This is a genomic window from Pseudoxanthomonas sp. GM95, assembly GCF_900109775.1.
GTDB lineage: Bacteria > Pseudomonadota > Gammaproteobacteria > Xanthomonadales > Xanthomonadaceae > Pseudoxanthomonas_A.
The window spans coordinates 27,104-51,984 of the sequence record NZ_FOAX01000002.1; the positions used below are offsets into that span (position 1 = coordinate 27,104).

The 24,881-nt window shown below is 65.6% G+C and carries 23 protein-coding genes; 15 read left to right on the top strand and 8 right to left on the bottom strand.

All coding sequences use genetic code 11. The features are described from left to right. The first annotated feature begins 339 nt into the window (after positions 1-339). From BMZ17_RS08275 to BMZ17_RS08325, 11 genes are all read left to right on the top strand, one after another. Positions 340-2,733 (top strand): TonB-dependent receptor, encoded by a 2,394-nt coding sequence (locus BMZ17_RS08275; RefSeq protein ID WP_175485533.1) that lies wholly within the window; start codon positions 340-342, stop codon positions 2,731-2,733. A gap of 65 nt (positions 2,734-2,798) precedes the next feature. Beyond that, positions 2,799-4,376, top strand: coding sequence for a tetratricopeptide repeat-containing sulfotransferase family protein (locus BMZ17_RS08280; protein WP_093138142.1), 1,578 nt, complete (start codon positions 2,799-2,801; stop codon positions 4,374-4,376). Positions 4,377-4,783: 407 nt separating this feature from the next. Beyond that, the gene (locus tag BMZ17_RS08285) at positions 4,784-5,098 is read left to right on the top strand and encodes a hypothetical protein (RefSeq protein WP_139202849.1); all 315 of its coding nucleotides are present in this window, start codon (positions 4,784-4,786) and stop codon (positions 5,096-5,098) included. After that, positions 5,095-5,919 (top strand): F0F1 ATP synthase subunit A, encoded by an 825-nt coding sequence (atpB, locus tag BMZ17_RS08290; RefSeq protein WP_093138144.1) that lies wholly within the window; start codon positions 5,095-5,097, stop codon positions 5,917-5,919. Before BMZ17_RS08285 ends, atpB begins: the two co-directional genes overlap by 4 nt. 65 nt (positions 5,920-5,984) lie before the next feature. Continuing rightward, positions 5,985-6,260 (top strand): F0F1 ATP synthase subunit C, encoded by a 276-nt coding sequence (gene atpE, locus BMZ17_RS08295; protein WP_093138145.1) that lies wholly within the window; start codon positions 5,985-5,987, stop codon positions 6,258-6,260. A 96-nt stretch (positions 6,261-6,356) separates the two neighbouring features. Then, entirely contained in the window at positions 6,357-6,827 is a 471-nt protein-coding gene (locus BMZ17_RS08300) for a F0F1 ATP synthase subunit B (protein ID WP_093138146.1), read from the top strand. Positions 6,828-6,843: 16 nt separating this feature from the next. Then, positions 6,844-7,371: a F0F1 ATP synthase subunit delta gene (locus tag BMZ17_RS08305; protein WP_093138147.1), complete on the top strand. Its 528-nt coding sequence runs from the start codon at positions 6,844-6,846 to the stop codon at positions 7,369-7,371. A 101-nt stretch (positions 7,372-7,472) separates the two neighbouring features. Beyond that, the gene (atpA, locus tag BMZ17_RS08310; protein ID WP_093138148.1) at positions 7,473-9,020 is read left to right on the top strand and encodes a F0F1 ATP synthase subunit alpha; all 1,548 of its coding nucleotides are present in this window, start codon (positions 7,473-7,475) and stop codon (positions 9,018-9,020) included. Between the two features lie 86 nt (positions 9,021-9,106). Further along, positions 9,107-9,970 (top strand): F0F1 ATP synthase subunit gamma, encoded by an 864-nt coding sequence (gene atpG / locus BMZ17_RS08315; protein WP_093138149.1) that lies wholly within the window; start codon positions 9,107-9,109, stop codon positions 9,968-9,970. 39 nt (positions 9,971-10,009) lie between these two features. Next, positions 10,010-11,416: a F0F1 ATP synthase subunit beta gene (gene atpD, locus BMZ17_RS08320; RefSeq protein WP_093138150.1), complete on the top strand. Its 1,407-nt coding sequence runs from the start codon at positions 10,010-10,012 to the stop codon at positions 11,414-11,416. A 54-nt stretch (positions 11,417-11,470) separates the two neighbouring features. Next, positions 11,471-11,893, top strand: a complete 423-nt coding sequence (locus BMZ17_RS08325) for a F0F1 ATP synthase subunit epsilon (protein WP_093138151.1) — start codon at positions 11,471-11,473, stop codon at positions 11,891-11,893. 210 nt (positions 11,894-12,103) lie between these two features. Here BMZ17_RS08325 and BMZ17_RS08330 read toward each other — a convergent pair whose 3' ends face one another. Beyond that, positions 12,104-12,490, bottom strand: a complete 387-nt coding sequence (locus BMZ17_RS08330) for a GtrA family protein (RefSeq protein WP_093138152.1) — start codon at positions 12,488-12,490, stop codon at positions 12,104-12,106. A 116-nt stretch (positions 12,491-12,606) separates the two neighbouring features. Here BMZ17_RS08330 and glmU point away from each other — a divergent pair, with 116 nt between their 5' ends. The 4 genes from glmU to BMZ17_RS08350 all read left to right on the top strand — a co-directional run bounded on the left by glmU (position 12,607) and on the right by BMZ17_RS08350 (position 16,571). Continuing rightward, positions 12,607-13,977 carry a bifunctional UDP-N-acetylglucosamine diphosphorylase/glucosamine-1-phosphate N-acetyltransferase GlmU gene (gene glmU, locus BMZ17_RS08335; RefSeq protein ID WP_093138153.1) on the top strand — a complete coding sequence of 457 codons (1,371 nt, stop codon included), beginning with the start codon at positions 12,607-12,609 and terminating at the stop codon, positions 13,975-13,977. A 293-nt stretch (positions 13,978-14,270) separates the two neighbouring features. Then, complete coding sequence (locus BMZ17_RS08340; protein WP_093138154.1) at positions 14,271-14,723, top strand: RidA family protein; 453 nt, start codon at positions 14,271-14,273, stop codon at positions 14,721-14,723. 329 nt (positions 14,724-15,052) lie between these two features. Then, a complete protein-coding gene (locus BMZ17_RS08345; RefSeq protein WP_254775313.1) occupies positions 15,053-15,994 on the top strand; it encodes a right-handed parallel beta-helix repeat-containing protein in 942 nt (313 codons plus the stop codon). A gap of 229 nt (positions 15,995-16,223) precedes the next feature. Further along, positions 16,224-16,571, top strand: coding sequence for a hypothetical protein (locus BMZ17_RS08350; RefSeq protein ID WP_093138156.1), 348 nt, complete (start codon positions 16,224-16,226; stop codon positions 16,569-16,571). Between the two features lie 11 nt (positions 16,572-16,582). Here BMZ17_RS08350 and BMZ17_RS08355 read toward each other — a convergent pair whose 3' ends face one another. Genes BMZ17_RS08355 through BMZ17_RS08385 form a run of 7 tightly spaced genes read right to left on the bottom strand, consistent with a single transcriptional unit; the run spans position 16,583 to position 24,860 of the window. Beyond that, complete coding sequence (locus BMZ17_RS08355; protein ID WP_093138157.1) at positions 16,583-17,908, bottom strand: sensor histidine kinase; 1,326 nt, start codon at positions 17,906-17,908, stop codon at positions 16,583-16,585. Further along, complete coding sequence (locus BMZ17_RS08360; RefSeq protein WP_093138158.1) at positions 17,905-19,245, bottom strand: sigma-54-dependent transcriptional regulator; 1,341 nt, start codon at positions 19,243-19,245, stop codon at positions 17,905-17,907. Before BMZ17_RS08360 ends, BMZ17_RS08355 begins: the two co-directional genes overlap by 4 nt. A gap of 16 nt (positions 19,246-19,261) precedes the next feature. Beyond that, positions 19,262-19,627 (bottom strand): hypothetical protein, encoded by a 366-nt coding sequence (locus BMZ17_RS08365; RefSeq protein WP_139202851.1) that lies wholly within the window; start codon positions 19,625-19,627, stop codon positions 19,262-19,264. 58 nt (positions 19,628-19,685) lie between these two features. Further along, the gene (locus tag BMZ17_RS08370) at positions 19,686-20,930 is read right to left on the bottom strand and encodes an ABC transporter permease (RefSeq protein WP_093138160.1); all 1,245 of its coding nucleotides are present in this window, start codon (positions 20,928-20,930) and stop codon (positions 19,686-19,688) included. A gap of 2 nt (positions 20,931-20,932) precedes the next feature. Continuing rightward, positions 20,933-22,246 carry an ABC transporter permease gene (locus tag BMZ17_RS08375; protein ID WP_093139485.1) on the bottom strand — a complete coding sequence of 438 codons (1,314 nt, stop codon included), beginning with the start codon at positions 22,244-22,246 and terminating at the stop codon, positions 20,933-20,935. Between the two features lie 35 nt (positions 22,247-22,281). Beyond that, positions 22,282-23,538, bottom strand: coding sequence for an FtsX-like permease family protein (locus BMZ17_RS08380; protein WP_093138161.1), 1,257 nt, complete (start codon positions 23,536-23,538; stop codon positions 22,282-22,284). Next, on the bottom strand, positions 23,535-24,860 hold the full coding sequence (locus tag BMZ17_RS08385) for an ABC transporter permease (RefSeq protein ID WP_093138162.1): 1,326 nt from the start codon (positions 24,858-24,860) through the stop codon (positions 23,535-23,537). Before BMZ17_RS08385 ends, BMZ17_RS08380 begins: the two co-directional genes overlap by 4 nt. Positions 24,861-24,881 lie beyond the last annotated feature (21 nt).

Consider the following 24,881-nt stretch of genomic DNA (forward strand, 5'->3'; position numbering starts at 1 on the left):
CATCGCGGTCCGTGTCGGCGCATGGCAATTGACGTCGCAATGTGGCCGATGCTATTCCGTGGGTCGGGAGGGGCCGGATCCTGTCGCATCGTCACTGCGCAAGGTTCCCGGCCCGGGGCTTGAGGGAGCCCTGGAGCGCCGTCGTTGCGGGCTTTGCAGCCGATCCGGGTGCAGGGCGCGTCGTCGTCGCGCGTATTCCAGGCGGCCATGCGGGTGGGGAATCGAAAGGCAGTACGGGGCAGGCCGGTCGTCGTGCCGCGTTTCCCCTTGGCTGTGCGATCCGGTCTGTGGCCGGCGCATGGACGCCCGCCTGTTCGCCCGCCCCATGGAGTTGTCCGCATGTCCCGATCGCGTTCCCGCCTGCGTCGCCATCCGCTGGCCCTGGCCACCCATCTCTTGCTCGCCGGCCTGGCCGTACCCGGCCTGGCCCAGCAGGCCGATTCCGAGGCGACTAAGCCTGCGTCGGCCAAGGAGCTGGATACGGTCACTGTCACGGCCACCCGCCGCGCGGCCACCGTGCAGGACGTGCCGTTGAACCTGACCGCCACCACCGGGCTGGATATCGAGCAGCAGAACCTCACCGACCTGGCCGACCTGGTGAAGACCGTGCCCGGCCTGTTCCTGGTCGACCAGGGCGGGCGCGACGCCAACCTGCTCACCGTGCGCGGGCTCAACACCAATTCGCTCAGCAGCAGCGAGGGCGTGGGCAGCGATGGCGGCGGCGTGGTGGCCCAGTACCTGGGCGACATCCCGCTGTACCTGGACCTGCGGCTGACCGACATCGAGCGCGTGGAAACCCTGCTCGGTCCGCAGGGCACGCTGTACGGCGCCGGCACCCTGGGCGGCGCGATCCGCTACCTGCCGGTGCGCCCGCAGCTGGGCGAAACCAGCGTGCAGGCCACCACCGGCCTATCCAGCAGCAGCCACAGCGGCGATACCGGCATGGAGATCAGCTCCATCCTCAATCTACCCATCGGCCAGCATGGCGCGCTGCGTGCCTCGTTCGGCAAGTACCACGATCCGGGCTGGGTGGATTACGACTTCCTGGTGCGCGAGCCGGGCGTGTCGAACCCACAGCCGGACTTCAGCGATCCCGAGGACGTGGCCGCCAATCTGTATCGCAAGCGCGACGCCAACGACCTCACCACCAGTACCGCACGCGTGGGCCTGCGCTGGATGTTCGGCGATGCGGTCGATGCCAACCTCACCTACTACTACCAGCGCCAGGAATCGGGCGGACGTACCACCAACCAGATGGACTCCTTCGGCACCGGCCAGTACGTGTCGGCCTATCGCTTCCTGGAGCCCAACGACCGCAAGAGCCAGCTGCTGGCGCTGGAGGTCAGCGCCGACCTGGGCTTTGCCACGCTGACCTCGGCCAGTGGCTATTCCGAATACGACGAGTTGGGCCAGCGCGACCAGACCGACCTGTTGCTCGGCTTCGAATACGGCTACGAGGACTTCCCCAGCTTCGCCGCCTACACGCGCGAGGAGCAGGACACGCGCCGCTTCACCCAGGAGCTGCGTCTGGTGTCCAACAGCAGCGGCCCGTTCACCTGGATCGTCGGCGGCTTCTACGACCGCAGCGACCTGACCGCCTATAGCAGCGAGTTCGTGCCGGGCATCCCCGAGTTCTGGGGCATCGATCGCCCGGACAACCTGGAGTACTTCCAGGCCACTTTCGACAAGCCTGAGGAGAAGGCGATCTTCGGTGAAGTGGGTTACGACTTCACCGAAAAGTGGAACGTCACCGTCGGCGGGCGCTGGTTCAAATACGACGATGCGCAGAAGGTGGGTTTCGCCCTGCCGCTGGTCGATGGCTCGGCGCCGGACGAAGTCGCCATCACCTACGACCCAGTCAACGTGTCGGACAAGGACTCCATTTTCAAGTTCAACACCAGCTACAAGCTCACCGACGACGTGCTGCTGTACGCCACGGTCAGTGAAGGCTATCGCTCGGGCGGCGCCAACGCAGTGCCGGCCTGTCTCGATCCGCTGCCGGCCGGGCAGAACGTCTGCGCGCTGCCCAACGAGCGCCTGATCCAGCCCGACAAGACCACCAACCACGAGCTGGGCGTGCGCAGCAGCTGGCTGGACAATCGCCTGGTGCTCAACGGCGCGCTGTATTCCATCGACTGGGATGACGTGCAGGTGGCCGGCACCACGGTCAACGGCGCGATCCCGATCACGGTCAACGGGGCCAAGGCCAAGAGCCAGGGCGTGGAACTCAGTGCACAGGCGCGCCTGCTGCCGGATCTGCGCCTGACCGCGTCCTACACCTACAACAACGCCGAGCTGACCGAGGACGCGCCGGGCATCGTCTCGGGCGACGACGCCTTCGACGGCGATCGCCTCCCGGGCTCGCCCGAGCATATGGGCAACGTGTCGCTGCAGTACACCCATTCGCTGGCCGGCGGCTTGATCTTCGATGCCAATTATTCGGTTGCGGCGCAGAGCGATGTGTATTCGCGCGTCGGCCTGCGCAACGGCGGCGAAGTGCTGCCGGGCTTCGCGGTGCACAACACCTCGGTGAGCCTGTCCGGTTCAGCGTGGAAGTTCACCCTGTACGCGAAGAACCTGTTCGACCGCTATGCCGAGACTGCGGTGCGCAACACGCCAGCGTCGATCGCCAACATCGAAGGCGATGGCACCTCGTTCGCGTTGCGCAACTACAGCAAGGCGATGATCGCGCCGCTGCGGGTCGGCGCCAGCTTCACCTACTACTTCCAGTAGCAGGTGAGGGCGTCGCTATACTCGAACGCGCGGCCATGAGGCCACGCCTTCGCGTTTGAAGTGGCATGCAGGCTTTGATTCCTCCATCGTCGGATGCGTTCGCGCAACAGGCCCGTGCGCTGGCCGCGCGTGGGCACTGGCCACAGCTGGCGGATCTTTGTGCGCGCTGGTTGCAGGCGTCTCCTGGCCAGGCGCAGGCGCATCTGCTGGCCGGCATCGCCGCGCTGGAACAACGCCAGCTTGCATCCTCGCTGCGTCATCTCGCGCAAGCGACCACGCTTGCACCCGGCGATGGCGAAGCCGCGGCAGAACATGCACGCGCGCTGTCGCTGGCCCAGCATCAGGCATCGTCGCTCGTCGAGGCGCGCCGCGGGCTGCCGCTATGTGCGGGCGACGCCCGTGCGCTGGGGCTGCTGGGCGTGGTGTTCAGTCGTGCTAGCGATCATGTCGCGGCGTCGGCGGCGTTCGCGCAGGCCTGCGCGCTGCGTCCTGACGATGCGGGCCTGCAATACAACCTCGCGGCCAGTCGCAAGTTTCTTGGCGAGTTCGATGGCGCACGCGCTGCGTACGAGGCCTGTGTCGCCCTGCAGCCGACGCACTGGCGCGCGCAATCCGCGCTGTCGCTGCTCGGCAAGCCCACGACCGAGCGCAATCGCATTGCGACGTTGAAGGCTTTGCTTCCGCAAGCCGAACGCGACACGCTGGGCTCACTGCACGTACACCACGCGCTGTCGCGCCAATACGAAGGCCTCGGCGACTTCGATGCCGCCTGGCAGCACCTACTGGAAAGCAAGCGCGTGCATCGTGCACAGCTCGGCGACGTGGCCGCCCGCGATGCAGCGCTGTTCGACGCGCTGATCGCTGCTTTCCCGACGCCGCTACCGGCGTCGTCGCCCGATGCGCCCATACAGGCGCCGATCTTCATCATCGGCATGCCGCGCAGCGGCACCACGCTGGTCGATCGCATCCTCTCCAGCCATCCGCAGTTGGAGTCGGCCGGCGAGCTGCAGAATTTTGGCGTGGCGCTCAAGCGCGCCAGCGGCAGCGCCACGCGCCACCTGCTTGATGCGGACACCCTCGCACGCACCGCGCAGATGGACTGGCCACGGCTGGGGCGCGATTACCTCGCCGGCGTGCAGCCGCTGCTGCAAGACGGCGCGCCACGGTTCACCGACAAGCTCCCGCACAACTTCCTCTACGCCGGACACATCGCGCGCGCGTTGCCGGGCGCGCGCATCGTCTGCCTGCGCCGCGATCCGTTGGATGTGTGCATCGGCAACCTGCGCACACTGTTCGCGGTCAACACGCCGTACTTCCACTACGCCAGCGATCCGCTTGATACCGCGCGCTACGTGCTGCAGTTCCAGCGCCTGATGGCGCACTGGCAGCGCGTGCTGCCAGATCGCATCCTGGAACTGGATTACGAAGCCCTGGTGGACGATCAGGAAGGCCAGACCCGCAAGCTGCTGGCGTTCTGTGGCCTGCCGTGGGATCCGGCCTGCCTGGCGTTCGAACACAACCCTGCGCCGGTGGCCACGGCCAGCGCCACCCAGGTGCGCGAGCCGCTGCATCGGCAGGGCATTGGCCGCTGGCGGCGCTATGCCGCGCATCTGGGGCCAATGCGCGCCGTGCTCGGCGTGTAGCGACGCCGCAATACGGTGCCATCCCGATGCCCAAGAAGAAGCCCCGGCGCAGGGGCCGGGGCTGTTGGGTCTGGACGAAGCCCCGACGAGAAGGTGCGCGCAGACCTCATGAGGAATGACCGCGGCGGTCGCGCAAAAGTTCCTGTACCCGGCGGTACGAGAAATCGATCGCGTAACCGGTTCCACACGCGCTGTGGCGCGTTGCGCGCAGATCGGCATTTTTCCAAGGCAAATCAGACTTTTGGAGGTTGTCGGTAAATCGGCGGCGCTGCTATACTTTGTTGGCTTGACGGGTCACCCGCACTCCCGTCCCCGCAACCCCGCAAGGCCATCGCAACGTGCTGAACTCCGTACATACGGGTCGGCAACTGGCACAGCGGGCGACAGCCTGGCAGGCTGCCGCCTCCGTGTTGGTCGCGCTGGCTTGGCTTGCAACATCGCCGATGCATGCTCTTGGAGCGGGTGTCGGCGGTCTGGGCATCACCGCTGGCTCCTGGGCCGCCGCGAAAGTGGCGCTGGGCGGCGGAATCGCCCCGGCCGGCGCCGCGTTCGCGCGGTTGATGATGGGGGTCGCGGTCAAGTGGGTGGTGGTGTTGTTGGTGCTGGTGGCCTCGCTGGCCGGGTTCGGACTTCCGGGCCTGCCGGTGATCACCGGGGTTCTGGGAGCCACGCTGGGTATGGTGTTGGCCAATGTGTTTCGACGGAAAGGTGTTGCCTCGTGAGTGAAGCCAATAGTTCGGGCGGTTTGACCGAATACATCACCCATCACCTTGGGCATAACGTCGGCAATGCGCTCGGCGGCAAGTTCCATTTCGACAGCTGGCTGATCGCCCTGACCCTGGGCCTGATCTTCGTGGGCTGGTTCGCGTTTTTCGCCCGCCGCGCCACCGCTGGCGTGCCCTCCAAGGGCCAGGCGTTCGTCGAGTTGGTCATGGAGTTCGTCGATGGCCAGGTCAAGGACACCTATCACGGCAACCGCAACTCGGTGACCCCGCTGGCGCTGACCATCTTCATGTGGGTGGTCTTCATGAACACGATGGACCTGATCCCGCTGGATCTGCCGGCCATCCTGATCAAGCTCTTCGCTGGCGAAGAGACCATGCACCACACCTATTTCCGTCTGGTCCCGACGGCCGACCTGAATACCACGCTGGCACTGTCGGTCACCGTGTTCTTCATCCTGATCGGCCACGCGCTGGCGGCCAAGGGTGGCTTCGGTTTCGGCAAGGAACTGCTGACCGCGCCGTTCCATGCGCACGGCTTCGCCGCCATCGTGCTGGCGCCGATCAACCTGGCCATGAACATCATCGAGTGGCTGGTCAAGCCGATCTCGCTGGCGATGCGACTGTTCGGCAACATGTACGGTGGCGAGCTGGTCTTCATGCTGATCGCCGGCCTGATGAGTGGCTGGGTGACCTTTCTGCCGGGCGTGATCGCCAACGCGGCCTGGGGCATCTTCCACATCCTGATCATCCTGCTGCAGGCCTTCATCTTCATGATCCTCACCGTCGTCTACATCGCCGGTGCACGTGAAGGCCACTGATTCGCTTCATCCCACTTTTCGTTTCATCCTTTCGTTCTAACCAACCAATCGCTGGAGAGATTTCAATGGAATTCATCGCACACCTGCAGGGCATGACCGCCATCGCCATCGGCCTGATCATCGGCCTGGGCGCGCTGGGCGCCTGCCTCGGCATCGCCATCATGGGTTCCAAGTTCCTGGAATCGGCCGCCCGTCAGCCGGAGCTGATCCCGGTGCTGCAGGGCCGCATGTTCCTGCTGGCCGGCCTGATCGACGCCGCCTTCATCATCGGCCTGGCCATCGCGCTGTACTTCGGTATTGCCAACCCGCTGCTGACCGCCGTCCAGCAGGCTGCCGGCTAATAGCCGTCGCGTGCGGCCTGCTTGATGCGGGCCGCCTGGCAATGCCCGTCATGCACTTACGCATGGCGGGTTGAACGAACCCGTTGAGGACACGTCATGAACGTCAACATGACCTTCTTCGGCCAGATGCTCTCCTTCGTGATCCTGATTGTGTTCACGATGAAGTTCATTTGGCCGCCGCTGAACGCGGCGCTTGAAGAACGGCAGAAGAAGATCGCCGAAGGCCTGGCTGCTGCCGACCGCAGCCAGAAGGATCTGGCGCAGGCACAGGAGAAGGCCAACGAGGCCCTCAAGGATGCCCGCGTCAAGGCCAACGAGATCATCGACCAGGCCCACGCCCGCGCCAATCAGATCGTGGAGGCTGCCCGCAATGAAGCGGTCGCCGAAGCGAACCGGCAGAAGGAGCTGGCCCAGGAAGAGATCGCCGCCGCCGCCAACCGTGCCCGCGAGGATCTGCGCAAGCAGGTGTCGTCGCTGGCCGTGAGTGGTGCCGAGAAGCTGCTGCACCGCGAGATCGACCCGGCCGCCCACAAGGCGCTGCTGGACGAGCTGGCGGCGCAGATCTGAACCGGATGATCCACGCATGAGCCAGTCCATCACGCTTGCCCGCCCCTACGCCCGCGCTGCTTTCGGCGCGGCGCAGGACGAACGGCAGCTGCCGGCGTGGTCGCAGGCCCTGGGCTTTTCCGCCCAGGTCGCCAGCGACCCGCAGGTCGCCGCGCTGCTGCTCAACCCGCAGCTGGTCCGCGAGCAGGCCCTGACGCTGCTTTCGCCCGACGGCGCCAGTGAAGCGTTCTCGCGCTTCCTGGCGGTGCTGGCCGATGCGCGTCGCCTGACCCTGCTGCCGGAAATCGCCGCGCTGTTCGAGCAGCTGCGCGCCGAAGCCGAGCGCGTCGTGCTGGCCACGGTGACCTCCGCTTCTGAGCTTCCCGAAGGCGAGCTGGACGTGATCAAGGCAGCGCTGGCCAAGCGGTTCGGTCGCGAGGTCCAGGTCACCACGGCGGTGGATGCATCGCTGATCGGTGGTGCTGTGATCGACGCGGGCGATGTGGTTATCGACGGTTCGCTCAAGGGCAAGCTGGCGCGCCTGCAGACGGCGCTGGCCGGTTAATTCCGGTCACGCCACGCACGCTGCGCCGCGCCCACGCGCGAACGGCAACGCAAGTATTCATCTATCCGTAGCCGCACCCCGGCTGCACAAGGGAAACCATCATGGCCACCACGCTCAACCCCTCTGAAATCAGCGACCTCATCAAGACCCGCATCGAGCAGGTCAAGCTGGCCGCCGAATCGCGCAACGAAGGCACCGTGACCAGCGTCGCCGACGGCATCGTGCGCATCTTCGGCCTGGCCGACGTGATGCAGGGCGAAATGATCGAGCTGCCGGGCAACACCTTCGCTCTGGCCCTGAACCTGGAGCGCGACTCGGTCGGCGCCGTGGTCCTGGGTGATTACGAAAACCTGCGCGAAGGCGACGTGGCCAAGACCACCGGGCGCATCCTGGAAGTGCCGGTCGGCCCCGAACTGCTGGGTCGCGTGGTCAACGCGCTGGGCGAGCCGATCGACGGCAAGGGTCCGATCAACACCGCGCAGACCGCGCCGGTCGAGCGCGTGGCCCCGGGCGTGATCTGGCGCAAGTCGGTCGACGAGCCCGTGCAGACCGGCTACAAGTCGGTCGACGCCATGATCCCGATCGGCCGTGGCCAGCGCGAGCTGATCATCGGCGACCGCCAGACCGGCAAGACCGCGATGGCCATCGACGCGGTGATCAACCAGAAGGGTTCGGGCATCAAGTGCGTGTACGTCGCCATCGGCCAGAAGGCTTCGACGGTCGCCAACATCGTGCGCAAGCTGGAAGAAAACGGCGCCCTGGCCCACACCATCGTGGTGGCCGCCACCGCGTCCGAATCGGCCGCGATGCAGTACATCAGCGCCTACTCGGGCTGCACCATGGGTGAGTACTTCCTGGACCGTGGCGAAGACGCCCTGATCGTGTACGACGACCTGTCCAAGCAGGCCGTGGCCTACCGCCAGATCTCGCTGCTGCTCAAGCGCCCGCCGGGTCGCGAAGCCTATCCGGGCGACGTGTTCTACCTGCACTCCCGCCTGCTGGAGCGCGCCTGCCGCGTGTCCGAGGACTACGTGGAGCAGTTCACCAAGGGTGAAGTGAAGGGCAAGACTGGCTCGCTGACCGCGCTGCCGATCATCGAAACCCAGGCCGGCGACGTCTCGGCGTTCGTGCCGACCAACGTGATCTCGATCACCGACGGCCAGATCTTCCTGGAAACCGACCTGTTCAACGCCGGCATCCGCCCGGCCGTGAACGCCGGTATCTCGGTGTCACGCGTCGGTGGCGCCGCCCAGACCAAGATCATCAAGAAGCTGTCCGGCGGCATCCGTATCTCGCTGGCCCAGTACCGTGAGCTGGCGGCGTTCGCGCAGTTCGCCTCGGACCTGGACGAAGCCACCCGCAAGCAGCTGGAGCGCGGCCAGCGCGTGACCGAGCTGATGAAGCAGAAGCAATACGCCCCGATGGGCATCTGCCTGCAGGCGCTGACCATCTACGCCGTCAACGAGGGTTACCTCGACGACGTGGCCGTGAGCAAGCTGCTGTCCTTCGAAGAAGGCCTGCACGCCCACTTCGAGAACACTGCTGGCGAGCTGGTGGCCAAGGTCAACGACAGCGGCGACTGGAACGGCGACATCGAAGGCGCCTTCAAGAAGGGCATCGAAGAGTTCAAGCAGACTGGCAGCTGGTAAGCCGCTGCGGTTTGTAGGGTGGGGCTTGCCCCACTGACGTTGTCGAACACCACGCGGGGCACGCCCCGCGCTACGGGAAGAAGAGCATGGCCGGCGGTCGCGAAATCAAAACCAAGATCAAGAGTGTGCAGAACACCCGCAAGGTGACGCGCGCGCTGGAGATGGTGTCGGCTGCCAAGATCCGCCGCGCGCAGGAACGCATGAAGATCTCGCGTCCCTACGCCCGCGCGATGCGCCAGGTCATCGGTCACCTGGCCCAGGCCAATACCGATTTCCAGCACCCTTACCTGGTGGAGCGCGAGAAGGTCGAGCGCGTCGGCTACATCATCGTCTCGTCTGACCGCGGCCTGGCCGGCGGCCTGAACAACAACCTGTTCCGCAAGACCCTGGGCGAGATGCGCAAGCATCAGGAGCAGGGCGCCGAGATCGACGTGGTCACCATCGGCCAGAAGGCCTCGGTGTTCTTCCGCCGGATCAAGGTCAACATGGTCGGCAGCGTCAGCCACCTGGGCGATGCGCCGCACGTGGAGCAGCTGATCGGCGTGGTCAAGGTCATGCTGGAGGCTTACGAGTCCGGCAAGGTCGACCGCGTGGTGCTGGTCTACAACCACTTCGTCAACACCATGTCGCAGAAGGCGGCCTTCGACCAGCTGCTGCCGCTGCCGCCGGCCGAGCACGAAGTCGCCAAGCATGACTGGGACTACATCTACGAACCCGATGCGCAGGCCGTGCTGGAGCACGTGCTGGTGCGCTACGTGGAATCGCTGGTGTACCAGGCGGTGCTGGAGAACGTGGCGTCCGAGCATGCCGCGCGCATGGTGGCGATGAAGTCGGCCAGCGACAACGCCAGCAAGATGATCGGCACGTTGCAGCTGTCGTACAACAAGGCGCGCCAGGCGGCGATCACCCAGGAAATCTCCGAAATCGTCGGCGGCGCGGCAGCGGTCTAAGCGCGCGCGGTCACAGATACCTATCTAGAGGATGCAGCAATGAGTCAGGGCAAGATCGTTCAGATCATCGGCGCCGTCGTCGACGTCGAATTCCCGCGCGGTGACGTGCCGAAGGTGTACGACGCGCTGAAGGTCGACAACACCGAAATCACGCTGGAAGTGCAGCAGCAGCTGGGTGACGGCGTGGTCCGCTGCATCGCGCTGGGCTCCACCGACGGCCTGAAGCGCAACCTGGTCGCCACCAACACCGGCAAGGGCATCTCCGTGCCGGTCGGCAAGGCTACCCTGGGTCGCATCATGGACGTGCTGGGTCGCCCGATCGACGAAGCCGGTCCGGTCGAAGGCACCGACAGCTGGGAAATCCACCGCGCTGCCCCGTCGTACGAAGACCAGTCTTCCTCGACCGAGCTGCTGGAAACCGGCATCAAGGTGATCGACCTGATGTGCCCGTTCGCCAAGGGCGGCAAGGTCGGCCTGTTCGGCGGCGCCGGCGTCGGCAAGACCGTCAACATGATGGAGCTGATCAACAACATCGCCAAGGCGCACGAAGGTCTGTCCGTGTTCGCCGGCGTGGGCGAGCGTACCCGTGAGGGCAACGACTTCTACCACGAGATGAAGGACTCCAACGTCCTGGACAAGGTCGCGATGGTGTACGGCCAGATGAACGAGCCGCCGGGCAACCGCCTGCGCGTCGCGCTGACCGGCCTGACCATGGCCGAGTACTTCCGCGACGAGAAGGACGAGTCGGGCAAGGGCAAGGACGTGCTGCTGTTCGTCGACAACATCTACCGCTACACCCTGGCCGGTACCGAAGTGTCGGCGCTGCTGGGCCGCATGCCGTCGGCCGTGGGTTACCAGCCGACCCTGGCCGAGGAAATGGGCGTCCTGCAGGAGCGCATCACCTCGACCAAGTCCGGCTCGATCACCTCGATCCAGGCCGTGTACGTGCCCGCGGACGACCTGACCGACCCGTCGCCGGCCACCACCTTCGCCCACCTCGATTCCACGGTGACGCTGAGCCGCAACATCGCCTCGCTGGGTATCTACCCGGCGGTCGATCCGCTGGACTCCACCAGCCGCCAGCTGGACCCGTTGGTGATCGGCACCGAGCATTACGACGTGGCCCGTCGCGTGCAGTCCACCTTGCAGAAGTACAAGGAACTGAAGGACATCATCGCGATCCTGGGCATGGACGAGCTGTCCGAAGAGGACAAGCAGTCGGTATCGCGCGCCCGCAAGATCGAGCGATTCTTCAGCCAGCCCTTCCACGTGGCCGAAGTGTTCACCGGCGCCCCGGGCAAGTACGTGTCGCTGAAGGACACCATCCGCGGCTTCAAGGGCATCCTGGACGGTGAGTACGATCACCTGCCGGAACAGGCTTTCTACATGGTCGGCGGCATCGACGAGGCCGTGGAAAAGGGCAAGAAGCTGGCCGCCAAGGCCTGATCCGCACAGCGTCGGGGCGCGTTACGCGCGCCCTGATGCGGCAAGGGGAATCCCATGAGCACCATCCGTTGCGACATCGTCAGCGCCGAGCAGGAGATCTACCACGGTGAAGCCACCCTGGTGGTCGCCACCGGTGAGCTTGGCGAACTGGGCATTGCCCCCAAGCACGCCCCGCTGATCACCCGCCTCAAGCCGGGCAAGGTCGTGGTGACCCTGCCGTCGGGCGAGCACCTGGACTTCGCCATCTCCGGCGGCATCCTGGAAGTGCAGCCGCAGGTCGTGACCGTGCTGGCCGACACCGCCATCCGCGCGCAGGACATCGACGAGGCCGCCGTCAAGGCTGCCAAGGAAGAAGCTGAGCGCGTGCTGGCCAACCGCGGTGAGACCGAAGACCTGGCCGAAGCCCAGCGCAAGCTGATGGAAGCCGTCGTCCAGCTGCAGGCCCTCGAACGCCTGCGCAAGACGCTCAAGCACTAAGCCATCGTCCGACGGTCGCATCGCGACCGACAGACACGAAGACGCCGGCGCAAGCCGGCGTTTTTCGTTGGTGCCCAGAGTCGGAGGTTGCCGCTGATTTACAGCCTCTTTCTCGCCGCTGTGCTTGCGCGCTTTGCTGTTGTGGGAGCCGCTTCAGCGGTGATCGCGCTTCAAGCTGGAGCCTCGCCGCCGAAGCAGCTTCCACCCAAATCAGCGATAGATCAGATACCGCCCCGCCAGGAACGTCAGCACCGCCAACCCGCCTTCCACCAGCGGCTTGGCCAGCCATGCCAACTGCAGGCCCAGATGATGCTCGACCAGCACGATCAACCAAGTGCTGAGGAACGTCGCGGGAATCCACACCGCCAGGAACTTCCAGAACCGTGCCCAGCCCAGCCGCGCGCCGTCATCCTGCGACGCAAAGGTGTAGCGGCCGTTGAGCCAGAACCCCAGCATCGCCCCCGCCACGCGCCCGCACAGGTTGGCCGGTACCGCATCGACGCCAATGGCGCTGAGCGCGACGAAGACGCTCCAGTCCACTAGGAGCTGCAGTACGCCGACGACGATAAAGGCGCGGCTTTGCCGGATTAAAGACATGGGGAAGTCGAGGAGAGGCGCATGACGCCATGCTAACGGTCGCGGTAAGTGCATGACGAGACGCTGGCGCTGTGTGCTCTAAACTTCTTCCACCGTTACGCATCGAGTCGTCCCCCATGACCCTGCCCCTGCACGTGATCATCCTCGCCGCTGGCGAAGGCAAGCGGATGAAGTCCGCGCGGCCCAAGGTGCTGCAGCCCATTGCCGGGCAGCCGATGCTGGCGCATGTGATCCAGGCGGCGCGTGCTTTGCAGCCGGCGGCGATCCACGTGGTCTATGGCCACGGCGGCGAAGACGTGCGCGATGCCTTCGCTGACCAGCCCGACCTGATCTGGGCCGAGCAGGCCCAGCGCCTGGGCACCGGCCACGCGGTGCAGCAGGCGATGGACAACGTGCCGGATGCGGCCACCGTGCTGGTGCTGTACGGCGATGTGCCACTGATCCGTTCGGAAACCCTGCTGCGCCTGCTGCACGCGCCTGGCCGCCTTGCGGTGCTGGTGGCCGAGCCCGATGACCCGACCGGCTATGGCCGCATCGTGCGCGATACCAATGGCAAGGTCGGCGCGATCGTCGAGCACAAGGACGCCGACGACGAGCAGCGCCGCATCCACACCATCAACACCGGCATCGTCACCGCCGAATCGACCGCGCTGCATCGCTGGCTGGCGCAGCTGTCCAACGACAATGTGCAGGGCGAGTACTACCTGACCGATATCTTCGGCATGGCCGCGGCCGAGTTCAGTCCGGCCGAGATGGTGCTGGTGGCCGATCCGCTGGAAGCCGAAGGCGCGAACGATCCGTGGCAGCTGGCCCAGCTGGAGCGCACCTGGCAGCTACGCCAGGCCAAGGCGCTGTGCGTGGCTGGTGCGCGCCTGATCGACCCGGCGCGCGTGGACCAGCGCGGCACCGTGCGCGTGGGCCAGGACGTGCAGATCGACGTCAACGTGGTGCTGGAAGGGGACGTGGAGCTGGGCGACGGCGTGCAGATCGGTCCGTTCGTGAAGCTCAAGAACGTCAAGCTCGGCCCCGGCACCGAAGTGCGCGCGCACTGCGACCTGGAAGGCGTGGTGACCGAAGGCGCGGTGCAGATCGGCCCGTTCGCGCGCCTGCGCCCGGGCACGGTGCTGGCCGATGGCGTGCACGTGGGCAACTTCGTCGAGACCAAGAACGCGGTACTCGGCGTGGGCACCAAGGCCAATCACCTGACCTATCTGGGCGATACGGTGATCGGCAGCCGTACCAACGTCGGCGCCGGCACCATCACCTGCAACTACGACGGGGTGAACAAGTTCACCACCACCATCGGCGACAACGTGTTCGTCGGCAGTAACTCCGCGCTGATCGCGCCAATCACCATCGGCGACGGCGCGACGCTGGCGGCCGGTTCGGTGATCACCCGGGATGCGCCGGCCGGCGAGCTGACCATCGCGCGTGCGCGCCAGGTCACGCTGGAAGGCTGGCAGCGTCCGGTGAAGAAGCCGAAGTAAATAAGAGCCGAGGGGAAGAGCCTGAGCGGCGATCTGGCGTCCTCTGCCGGCTCTTTCCATCGCCGCTGAAGCGGCTCGCACAGGTGGGCTGCTGCTAGTGGCATGCAGCTCCCCGCGGCAGCGCTCGATTAGAAAAATCAGCCAAAGCTGTTCGTGCGGCGCTAACGCAGGTAAGTTCAGTCCTGCGTCCAGCGTGGGAGGCGTTGTGCGCGCGTGGTGAGGGATTGGGCCGTCGTCATCGGACAGCGGCGCGAAGCTTCGCTGCGATCTCCCACCTGACTGGAGTTCGACGCATGACGTGTTCCCGTTCCATCCTGCGCGCCGCGGGCCTGTTGAGCCTGTGTGTCGTTGCCACCGCGGCCAGCGCCGCCGATCTGCAGTATTTCAGCCCAGCAGGCAGCAAGGCGCCCTATTCGGCGGCCGTGCGCGCGGGCGACACCTTATACGTGTCGGGCCAGCTGGGCGTCGGCGCCGACGGCAAGCTGCCGGAGGACTTCGACACCCAGGCGAGCAACACGATGGCCAACGTCGGCACCGCGCTGGGCCGCGCAGGATTGTCGATGGACGATGTCGCGCAATGCACGGTCATGATCGTGGATATGGCGCACTGGGCCGCGTTCAACAAGGCCTATACGGCGGCCTTCAAGCCGGAAAAGCTGCCCGCACGCAGCGCGATGGCCGTGACTGCCTTGCCGATGGGCGCGTTGCTGGAAGTGGATTGCAAGGCCTACGCAGGCACGCGCTGATCGCGCACTGATACAGCGCGTTTGCTTCGACGGCCGATTCGCACGGATCGGCCGTCTTGCGTTGCGCCGAACGCGCGCAGCGCTGCTGCAGCGCAATGCTTATATCGTCTCTCTTCGCCGGACGCGCGTGCGCGTGTGATGTTGCGCGCTGGTCGACCAGTGCGCGCGGTTTCATAACCGGTGATTGCCTTGTCCGATGCATCGCGTGCGCTCCTTGTTCGCCTAGCGTCGCTGCCATCGAAGCAGGGAGCTCTTCCCTGCATGGGGAGGGCGGCATGCAGGGACGATGGAGGTTGAGGGTGTTGTGCGGTGGATTGCTGTTGGTGCCAATGCTGGCGCAGGCGACGACGCTGTATCTCTCGCCCAGCGGCAGCGACAGCAATACCGGCGCCACTGCCGCCACTGCGTTGAAGACGCTCAAGGGCGTGTTGACCCGGGTGAAGGCAGCAGCGCCCACCGATGCCATCGACATCGTGGTGGCCGAAGGCACGTACGTGGGCCAGTCGGTCCTGTGGACGTACTTCAACGGCCAGCCCATCACCTTCGCGCCGCCGGCGGGCGCGACTACCAAGCCGGTGTTCGATGGCGGTGGAGCGGACCTGAGCTGGTTCGTCATGGAAGACAGCGCCGATGCGGCCATCGCGACCAACCTGCATTTCATCGGATTGACCGTTACCAATTACTGGCTGGGGCTGGATCTAGGGCGGGAAAAGGCCGCAGGAAATCGCGGCAACGAGGTGCGCGACATGCTGTTCGAACGCATTGGAGGCGCTTACAGCAGCGGCCCGCCGATGGGCTATGCCGCGCTGCGGCTGCGCAATTCCAGCGGCAACTCGATCACGGGCAACCGCTTCCACGGCGTCAAGAACTCGGCCAGCGCCGATAGCGACGGCGACGGCGTCAACGAAGACCTCACCGGCTACATCCACGCCATCTATGCCGCGCATAACGCGCACGACAACGTCATTGCCGACAACGACTTCAGCCAGGTCAGCGGCGATGCGATCCGCACCCGCAATGGCTCGGACGACAACCTGATCGAAGGCAATCGCTTCATCGCCGCGGGCAAGTATTCGGCGTACTCGGACTGGATCGCCGAGACGGGTGATGAATGCGCCTCGCAAGGCAACCAGTTCAAGGACAACACCGTGGGCGACGGGTACTTCGGCCCCTTCGATGATGGCTACGTTACCCATAGCTATGGACCGGATGATCGCTGCGGTACCTTGACCGCGCCACGCATCACCGAAAGCGGGACGATCATGCAGTAGCGCGATGCGGGCCAAGGCGCGGCGCTGTCCGTGTCCGCACGACGCACGTCCGCGGACAGATGCCGCATGAACCGCGCCTGCGCAAGTCGTTGAACTAACGGAGAAACGCGCGGTCGGAGCGCTGGCACGCCGTGTGCTCGCTACATGGCGTGCTTCCCCCGATGTGTGAGTGTGCCGTGCCCAAGTTCGTTGAATCTCCGTGTTGCCGCGCCCGTGGGGCGCATCGCTGATGTCCGTCATCCGCTATTCGGCCGAAGCCAAGGCCGATGCCTTGCAGCGTGTCCATCTCCTGCAGGCACAGGGCTATTCGCGGCGCAACGCCGCGCAGCTGGTGTCGGCGCAGGTGGGGTGTCGCTGCGAGACGCTCAACGCGTGGTTGCGGCGCGATGCCAGCCAGCAGCGCAACCCGCATCCGGCGGTGCATGACGCGCGCCTGCAACGACTCGAACGCGAGGTGCGCCAGCTACAGCGGATCAATGCCGATCTGCGGCAGGAGCTGCAGCAGTTGGAGCGCCGGCTATCGGATGCGGATCAGGCGGTTGAGATCACGCCTGCGCGGCAACGCCGTCGCGCCTGAGCATTGCGGCCTCAGGCCGAAGGCAGGTGCAGGGTGACGCACAGCCCGCCGCCCTCGCGGTTGTGCAAGGCGATGCGGCCGTCGTGGGCCTCGATGATCTCGCGGGTCAATGCCAGCCCAAGACCGGTGCCGTTGCGCTTGGTCGAATAAAACGGCACCAGCGCGTTCTGCAGCACCGCCTCGTTCATGCCGCCGCCGCGATCCAGCACTTCGATGCGCACCTGTCCGTGTAGCGGCAGCACGCGCACCGTGACCTGTGTTGGATCGCCGCCGGATTCGTGCGCGTTCTTGACCAGGTTCAATAGCGCCTGGCCGAATTGCGCCGGATCGATGCGGCTGTGCGTGTCCTGCGCATGGCCTTCAATCGTGAAGCCGATCTGCTGCTGCAGCCCGCGCAGGAACGCCGCCCATTCGATCGCCTGCTTGTTGGGCTGCGGCAATTTGGCGAAGCGCGCATAGCCGCGGATGAATTCCTCCAGGTGGCGCGCGCGTTCCTCGATGGTGGCAAACACATGCTCCAGCTGGTCGTAGCGGCCGCGCCGCACCAGCTCGCCGCCGGAGTGCGCCAGCGAGGCCACCGGCGCCAGCGAGTTGTTGAGCTCGTGGCTGATCACGCGGATGACCTTCTTCCAGGTCTGCACTTCCTGCCGGCGCAGCTCGGTGGTCAAGCGCCACAGCTGCAGCAATTCCTGCTGGCGACCGTTGAGCTGGAAGCGCCGCCGCGCCAGGTGGTAGATCTGTTCCTCGCCGCCTTCTTCGGTGGACGGCACGGCGAACAGGCTGTCGCCGCCGCGCCCCAGCGCTTCGACCAGTTCCGGCTGCGCCTGTTGCAACAGCGGATCGAACGGCTGGCCCTCCATGCGCCGGCCGCCGTAGAGCAGCGTGCGCGCGGCGAGGTTGGCGAACACCACGCGCATCCCGCCATCGCCGCCGGGCGCAAGCAGCAGCATCGCCACCGGCGAATGCTGGACCATGCTGTCCAGCAGCAGCTCGCGCTGGGCCAGGCCCTGGCGCTGGTCGCGCAGCACCTGGCCGAGTTCCTCGTGCGACGCGACCAGGCCCGCCAGCTCGTCATGGCCCTGCCAGTGGATGCCGAAGTTGAACTCGCCGTCGCGATAGCTGTTGACCGAGCCGGACAGCGCACGGAACAGCGAGTTCACTGGCGCCAGCGCCTGGCGGATCACCCACGCCGCCAGCGGCAGCAGGATCGCCGCGCTGATCACGCCGACCAGCCAGTCGTCGTCCAGCCACTGCTGCAGCGCCAGCGGCAGCGCAATGGCCGCCACGCCCAGCGGCATCAGCCACAACAGCAGGCGGCCGGCGAGCGAGCGCTTCATTGCGGCGACTTGATGCCGTGGCGCTCCATGCGCCGATACAGCGCCTGGCGGCTCAGGCCCAGGTCGGCCGCGGCTTGCGCGATCACGCCGCCGGCACGCGACAGGGCCACTTCGATCTGCGCTTTGTCCGGCTCGTGCACCGGTGCCTGCGTGCGCAGCGCCGGTGCGTGCGCGGGCAGCTGCAGGTCCGGCGCTTCGATCAAGGCACCGGGACTGAGCAGGCTGGCGCGCTGGATCACGTTGCGCAGCTCGCGCACGTTGCCCGGCCATGCGTGGCGCAGCAACGCGGTGCGTGCGGATTCGCCAATGGGCTTGTCGGCGAAGTGCGCGGCCAGCGGCAGGATGTCGCCGGGGCGCTCGGCCAGCGGCGGCAGGTTGAGTTCGATCGCGTTGAGCCGGTAATAGAGATCTTCGCGGAAGGTGCCTTCGCGGATCATCGCCGGCAGGTCGGCATTGGTCGCGCTGATCACGCGCACGCGTACGCTGCGCTCACGGTTGGAACCCAGGCGTTCGAACTTGCCGGTCTCCAGCACGCGCAGCAGCTTCATCTGCCCGGCCAGGGGCAGGTTGCCGACTTCGTCCAGGAACAGCGTGCCGCCATCGGCCGCCTCGAACTTGCCCTCGCGCGCCTTGTTGGCGCCGGTGTAGGCGCCGGCATCGGCACCGAACAGCTCGGCTTCAATCAGCTCGCTCGGCAGCGCGCCGCAGTTGAGCGTGACGAACGCGCCGTGGCGCACGGACGAATTGGCCTGCACGATCTCGGCGATCTTTTCCTTCCCGCTGCCGTTGGGCCCGGTGATCAGCACCGGCAGATCGCTGCGCGCGACCTGGCAGGCCAGCGCCAGCACGCGCTCGCTGGCGGTATCGGCAAACACCACGCCGCGCAGGTCGTACTTGGCTTCCAGCTGCACGCGCTGCAGGCGATCGCGGGCGCGGCGGCGGTCGAGTTCGGCGCGCGCCTCGGACAGTTCCAGCAGCGTGTTGACCGTGGCCAGCAGGCGGCGGTCGTCCCACGGCTTGCCCATGTAATCGGCAGCGCCGGCCTTGACCAGTTCCACGGCCACTTCCAGGTGCGTCCACGCGGTCAGCAGCACCACCGGCAGGTCCGGATGGCGCGCGCGAATCTGCGCGAACAACGCCTGGCCTTCCTCGCCGCTGGTGGTATCGGCGGAGAAGTTCATGTCCTGGATCACCAGGTCGATGCCGCCGCGGTCCAGCATCGCCAGGCCGGTGTCGGGATCGGCGGCGTGCACGGTCTCGATGTCGTGCAGCGAGAACAGCACGTTCAACGCGGTGGCGACCGCGGGGTTGTCGTCGATGATCAGCAGGGTGGGCATGGGGTCGATCGTGCGGTTACTGGTGGAGCGCCTTGACGGTCGCGCCGCCTTGGGTGAGCAGCAGGTGGCTGATGCGATCGGACGCGTCGAAGACGAATTCCACGCGCGCGTCCATGCCGCTGACGCGGAAGGTGGTTTCCGAATCCGGGATCAGTGCGGACGCCGTGCCGCCTTCGGGCTGCAGCTTCAAGGTGGGGCCTTCGCGCCAGACCTTCAGCGCGATACCGGTGGCGGTGACGTAGCGGCCGCTGTAGCCATCCAGCGTGCCTTCGGAGACCAGCACGCCGTCGGGCGCCGGCGCGGCCTGCGGTGCGAAGGCGGGCAGACTGCAGCTGGCGGTCAACAGTAACGCCGCGCAGAAGAAACTCAGGTGTCGTGGCATGGCAGGCAGCCTCTCGCTTGCGGGAAACGGTGCACAGGATAGCCTTCGTGCGCCATGCTCAACCGGCCCGTGTCGCAATGGCCGGCGGCACGCGCGTGGCGCGCAGGGCAGGGCCAAGCACGGCAATCTGTCCGAGCAGCCACAGCAGCCCTGCGCCCAACGGCAGGTAGAACAGCGGCAGCCGATCCAGCTCGTACTGGCGCATCAGCAGCAGGTTCAGCGCATACGCCAGGACCATGCCCAGTACCACACCCGCGCCGACGATCATGAAGTTCTCAGCCTGGAAATGCCGCAGGATGTCCCCGCGCGTGGCCCCGATCGCCCGCCGAATCCCGATCTGCCGCGTGCGCTGCCCCACCCAGAAGTTCGCCAGCCCGGCGATCCCCAGCGCGGTGACGAAGAGCAGGGCCAGGGAGGAGGCGATGAGCAGGCCAAGCATCGTGACATCGCTCTGAAAGTAGTTGCGTCGAACCTGCGTGTAGGTGAGCTGTTGCTCCTCGGCGATTAAGCGCACAGGCCCGGCTTTATCCAGCACTTGTGCAGCCTTATGCAAGATGCGCTGTCTATCATGCGGGAGGGTACGCAGGAGGTAGGTAGCAGAGATCCTGGGCGAGCTCTTGGACGTCAGCATTACCAGGGTGTCGTCAGGTCCACCCGAGAGCATCGGTGCAAGGATGTCATCAATCATGCCTACAACGGGCTGCGGTCCGTTGAATCCGTAGAGCAACTTGCCGACGGGATTCTGTCCCGGCCAGAGGCGCTGCGCCATGCGACGCGTCACGATGACCGCCTCACCTGCCTTATCCGTGCCGCGCTCTGCTGCAGTAAAGTCCCGTCCGGAGAGCAGATGCAAACCCATAGCGGCGATGAGATCTGCGGAGCCGGAATATTGGGGCATCGAAACGCAGGAATTAATGCCTTTGATACCATGCGCAGCCTTCGCGCGGTCAAAGTCAGCCTGCGTTGTGCACGCGCCCGTGCTTGAGGAATTCCGGGATAGCGGGAGGCTTCCGTTGTCCAAGGCCGTGACTGCTTGAACACCCTGGATCGCAGCCAATAGCGTCAGATCCGTCTTTCGTTGCGCCTCCGCGTTGGCTCTTTCATCCAATCCGCTGGCCGAGATCAACGACAGCTGATCCTCCGGAAGGCCGGAAGGTATCGTGATGCGTTCGATACGGCCGACCAGCATGAAGCCCGCATTGATCACGATGGCGCAGGTCAGTGCCACTTGGAGCGTCAGCAGGAATGCGGTCAGCCGATGATGGCGCAGTGCTGAAAGGATGGGCTTGATAGGCGTCGCCATGATCAGACTCCTTTGATCTGAATGGCAGGCGAGATGCGACTGGCACGCCACGCGGGGACCAGTCCGGCCAGCAGAGTGGCCAGCATGGCGAGCGCGACGGTAGACAGCAGCATCGTCGCGTCCATCTGCGCGATACGCGCATAGTCATCCGGCCGCTGGCGAATGCTCCACAGACCAAGTTGAGCAAGTCCAATGCCGAGCAGGCCGCCGCTCAGACCGATCAACGCTGCCTCGCAGCCAAGCTGCAACAGGATGTCCTGACTACGTGCCCCCAGCGCACGACGTACTCCAATCTCCCCACCACGGCGTAGGAACTTTGCGAGCAGCAGCGCCACGATATTGACCAGACAGACTACGAGAAAGCCCATTGCGAGCCACAGCTGCAGTTGTATTTCGGAGGGCACTAGTTTGCGATATGCCAGCCAGTCCATTAGGGAATAGAGACGGGTGGCGTCCGGGGCTCGCTCGAAGCGTCCAATGTCGTGCTGCTGGGCTGCGTAATCGTGCAGGAATCGACGATAGTCTGAGAGCTGCTGCGGCGTATCCAGCTGCACCCAGAACTGCAGCCAACTTGATACTGGAGACTTCATTAGATCTTTTTCATCCGAGTCAGCCCAGCTCGACTGGCTTCCGGAAATGCCAAGGTGAAGTTCAATGGCAAGTGATAGCGGAAAGAAGAACTCGTCGGTATCTCCGAAAGACTGTGAGCTGAGGTCGGCATAGAAGCGCGGCTGTGGCGCCCACGGCGAAATGACGCCGATGACACGGAATATGGTGTCCTTCAGGCGCACGCTTCTGCCAACGACATCGGTCGTCCCGAAGATCTTCATGGCGAGGTCGCGTCGCAATACCACCACACGGGCATGATCCGCGTCATCGCGCGGTGTCCAGCCCTGCCCGTGTTCGAAGGGGACGTTGAACATCGCGAAAAAATCAGAGGTCGTAAAACGCCCCGAATGAAATGCGGGACGCCCCGTGTTCTCCAACGGCCAAACCAGGAGGTAACCGCCGGCCATTGCTGCCTGATGCACAGCTTTTCCATGAGCCATGAGCGCCATTGCATCAGGCCAAGTCAGGTTATCTGCGGGATTGCCCCAGCGGTTGTCGACCGGATACTTCAACGGCAGCGGATCGATACGCGGATAGAACAGCACGCCGCTCTTCTCCGGAATCGGATCCTGAGTCATGACATGCAGCACGGTGAGCATCGTCATGCTCGCGCCGATCCCTAAGCCGATGGCGCAGACCATCAAGGCGGTCATCACCGGCGTGCGGCGCAAGCTGCGCAGGGCCAGGCGGACGTAGTAGCCGATCAAGATGCAATCCTTTGGCGAAGGTTGGTTGGAAGCCATCACGCGGACCGCGTGGCGATGGCAGGTGCGATGGCGGCCGCGCGGCGGGCTGGCCCTAGCACGGCGCATTGGCCGAGCGCCCATAGCAGCGTCGCGCCAACAGGCAGATACATCAGCGGCAGGCGAGGGAGTTCGTAGTACTGCATCAAGCACTGGTTGACCGCGTAGGCCAGTGGCAGGCCGAGGACCAGGCCCAGCGTGGTGAGCAGCAAGTTCTCGATCTGAAAATGGCGCAGCACCTGCGCACGCGAAGCGCCCAACGCACGGCGGATGCCGATCTGGCGGGTGCGCTGTTCAATCCAGTAGCCGGTCAGGCTGGCGATGCCAATCAGGGTGATGAGAGTTACGACGGCGCAAACCGAGCCGAGCAGCCAGGCGGCGGCTCGACGCTGCTTGAAGCTGAAATTCCGTACCTTCTCGTAGGTTTCAACCACCACGGGAATGTCACGCATCAGCTGCGGGCCGAATTCGCGCTGGATGACGCCGGGGATCGCGGCCTTGACGGCTTCGCGCTGCGCCGGTTCGGTGCGTACCGAGTAAGCCATGCGCGGCATGCGGGTCATGTCGCGCATGGGATAGACCAGTGACTCCTCGGCGTGTCCGTCGTCGAGCTCCGCCAATTCGTAGCGCAGCAAGTGGCGGACGATCCCCACAACCACGTACTGGCTCTTCTCGTCGCCGCCATCCAGGCGCCCGCCAAGCGCGTGTCCATCCGGGAAGAATTTGTCGGCCAGCGCCTGGGTGACGATCACCGGGACGATGCCCTGCGCGCCCCGGTTGAACATCCCGCCGCCAGTGACGTAATCGTCCGCATTGAAGTCGCGGCCCTGGGCCAGTTCCAGGCCCAGCGCCTGGACCAGCCCGTCGCCGGCAAAGCCGGTCGGCGTGATCTCCACGCCCGCCGGACTCCTGAGCGTCATGGAGAACGACATGGTCTGCCGCATCGGCAGGCCCATGGTGGGGGCGACAGCGCGGACGCCGGGGATGGCCTGCAATGCACGCTGCAGGGCCTGGCTCTGGGCCGTGGTCCAGCGCGCGTTCTGCAGCATCAGCTGGTCGACCAACAGGATCTCGTTTCTGACGATGCCATCGTCAACCAGCATCGGCCCCAGCTGCCGCTGTAGCAGGAAAGCGACATTGGTCAGGATGGCGCAGGCCAGCACGATCTGGCCCAGCACCAATAGCGGCATCAGGCGATGGCGCAGCAGGCTGGAAACCATCGGCCGCAGCGCGGGCAGGGACAGGATGGCGCTCATTGGCTTTTCACCTGTAGCGCGGGCTCAAGCCGTGCTGCGCGCCAGGAGGGGATCACCCCGACCAGCAGGCCGGTCAATGCGGCGAGCAGCAACAGCGCCAGGAACAGCGCAGGATTCAGGTGTGCCTGTTCGGTGTAGCCCTGGTCCTGCTGGCGGATGAGCCACAGGCCCAGCAGGGTCAGCGGCAGGGCCAGCACGCCGCCGATCACGCCCGCCGCGCCGGCCTCCACCAGGCAGGGAATGACGATGGCCCGGCGCGTCGCGCCCAGCACGCGGCGCACGCCCAGTTCGCCCGAGCGGCGCAGGAAGCGCGCGGCCAGCAAGCCGGCGACGTTGACCATGCACAGCGCCAGCAGGCCCGCGGCCAGCCACAGGTGGAGGCGCACGTTGTCCGGCACCACGCGGTTGGCGGTCAGCCATTGCGGCACGCTGTAGAGACGGGAAGAAGCTGCGCGCGGGAACGCACCTGCGGCATGGCGATCCTGCGCGTAGGTCTGCAAAGCATCACCAAAGGCTGCGATGGCCGATGGCGTCGTCAACTCGGCCCAGACCTGAAGGAAGCGGCAGTTCTTTTCGTCGAGCGCATCAAAGCGGTAGCCGCCCCCGCCGTGATCGCAATCCTGGCTGCTCATCGGAGGCACGCCGGCGTCGATGGCGGCATGCAATGGGAGAAAGGCCTTCACCGCGAAGCGATCCCCCCATGCGGGTTCACCGTCCTGCAGGGCGTAGACGTGCGGCTGCGGATCCCACTCCCGGCTGATCCCGATGACGCGAAACATCGCCTTGCCGATGCGGACGCTCTGCCCGGTGCCATCGGGTGTGCCCAGCAACTGCTGGCTGACCGAGCTTGCGAGGATCACCACGGGCGCGCGTTCGCGTTCTTCCTGCGGGGTCCATTGGCGACCGTGCAGCAGCGGCACGCCAAACATCGACAGCATTGGTCCGCTGGCCAGCACCGCGCGCGGGTTGGTGCGCTTGCCGGCGGGGGTGTGAATCTCCAGCTCGGTGGGGACCAGCGCGGTCTGCCGGACCTGCGGTTGCGCGGCGGCGATGGCGTCGGCGTCTTCCAGCTTCCACAGGCGCGGCGGATTGCTGATGTCGTCGCTGCGACCGTCGCCGGTGCTGTCCCGGCTGCGCGAATCCACCCACCCCAGGTATAGCTGCTGGCTCAGCCCTGGCAGCGGATCGACCGACAACATTGCCAGCAAACTCAGCATCGTCATCACCGAGGCCAGCCCCAGCCCGAGGGTGAGGATGGCCAGCAGCATCGTGCGCGGGTGGCGGCGCAGGCCGCGCAGTCCGGTTTCGATGGCGTAGTTCATCGTGTGGGCGATCCTTCGCGT

Coding starts and splice junctions, on each gene's coding strand:
- BMZ17_RS08275 (WP_175485533.1), top strand. CDS start 340: ATGTCCCGATCGCGTTCCCGCCTGCGTCGCCATCCGCTGGCCCTGGCC.
- BMZ17_RS08280 (WP_093138142.1), top strand. CDS start 2,799: ATGCAGGCTTTGATTCCTCCATCGTCGGATGCGTTCGCGCAACAGGCC.
- atpE (WP_093138145.1), top strand. CDS start 5,985: ATGGAATTCATCGCACACCTGCAGGGCATGACCGCCATCGCCATCGGC.
- BMZ17_RS08300 (WP_093138146.1), top strand. CDS start 6,357: ATGAACGTCAACATGACCTTCTTCGGCCAGATGCTCTCCTTCGTGATC.
- BMZ17_RS08305 (WP_093138147.1), top strand. CDS start 6,844: ATGAGCCAGTCCATCACGCTTGCCCGCCCCTACGCCCGCGCTGCTTTC.
- atpA (WP_093138148.1), top strand. CDS start 7,473: ATGGCCACCACGCTCAACCCCTCTGAAATCAGCGACCTCATCAAGACC.
- atpG (WP_093138149.1), top strand. CDS start 9,107: ATGGCCGGCGGTCGCGAAATCAAAACCAAGATCAAGAGTGTGCAGAAC.
- atpD (WP_093138150.1), top strand. CDS start 10,010: ATGAGTCAGGGCAAGATCGTTCAGATCATCGGCGCCGTCGTCGACGTC.
- BMZ17_RS08325 (WP_093138151.1), top strand. CDS start 11,471: ATGAGCACCATCCGTTGCGACATCGTCAGCGCCGAGCAGGAGATCTAC.
- BMZ17_RS08330 (WP_093138152.1), bottom strand. CDS start 12,490: ATGTCTTTAATCCGGCAAAGCCGCGCCTTTATCGTCGTCGGCGTACTG.
- glmU (WP_093138153.1), top strand. CDS start 12,607: ATGACCCTGCCCCTGCACGTGATCATCCTCGCCGCTGGCGAAGGCAAG.
- BMZ17_RS08340 (WP_093138154.1), top strand. CDS start 14,271: ATGACGTGTTCCCGTTCCATCCTGCGCGCCGCGGGCCTGTTGAGCCTG.
- BMZ17_RS08345 (WP_254775313.1), top strand. CDS start 15,053: ATGCTGGCGCAGGCGACGACGCTGTATCTCTCGCCCAGCGGCAGCGAC.
- BMZ17_RS08350 (WP_093138156.1), top strand. CDS start 16,224: ATGTCCGTCATCCGCTATTCGGCCGAAGCCAAGGCCGATGCCTTGCAG.
- BMZ17_RS08355 (WP_093138157.1), bottom strand. CDS start 17,908: ATGAAGCGCTCGCTCGCCGGCCGCCTGCTGTTGTGGCTGATGCCGCTG.
- BMZ17_RS08360 (WP_093138158.1), bottom strand. CDS start 19,245: ATGCCCACCCTGCTGATCATCGACGACAACCCCGCGGTCGCCACCGCG.
- BMZ17_RS08365 (WP_139202851.1), bottom strand. CDS start 19,627: ATGCCACGACACCTGAGTTTCTTCTGCGCGGCGTTACTGTTGACCGCC.
- BMZ17_RS08370 (WP_093138160.1), bottom strand. CDS start 20,930: ATGGCGACGCCTATCAAGCCCATCCTTTCAGCACTGCGCCATCATCGG.
- BMZ17_RS08380 (WP_093138161.1), bottom strand. CDS start 23,538: ATGAGCGCCATCCTGTCCCTGCCCGCGCTGCGGCCGATGGTTTCCAGC.
- BMZ17_RS08385 (WP_093138162.1), bottom strand. CDS start 24,860: ATGAACTACGCCATCGAAACCGGACTGCGCGGCCTGCGCCGCCACCCG.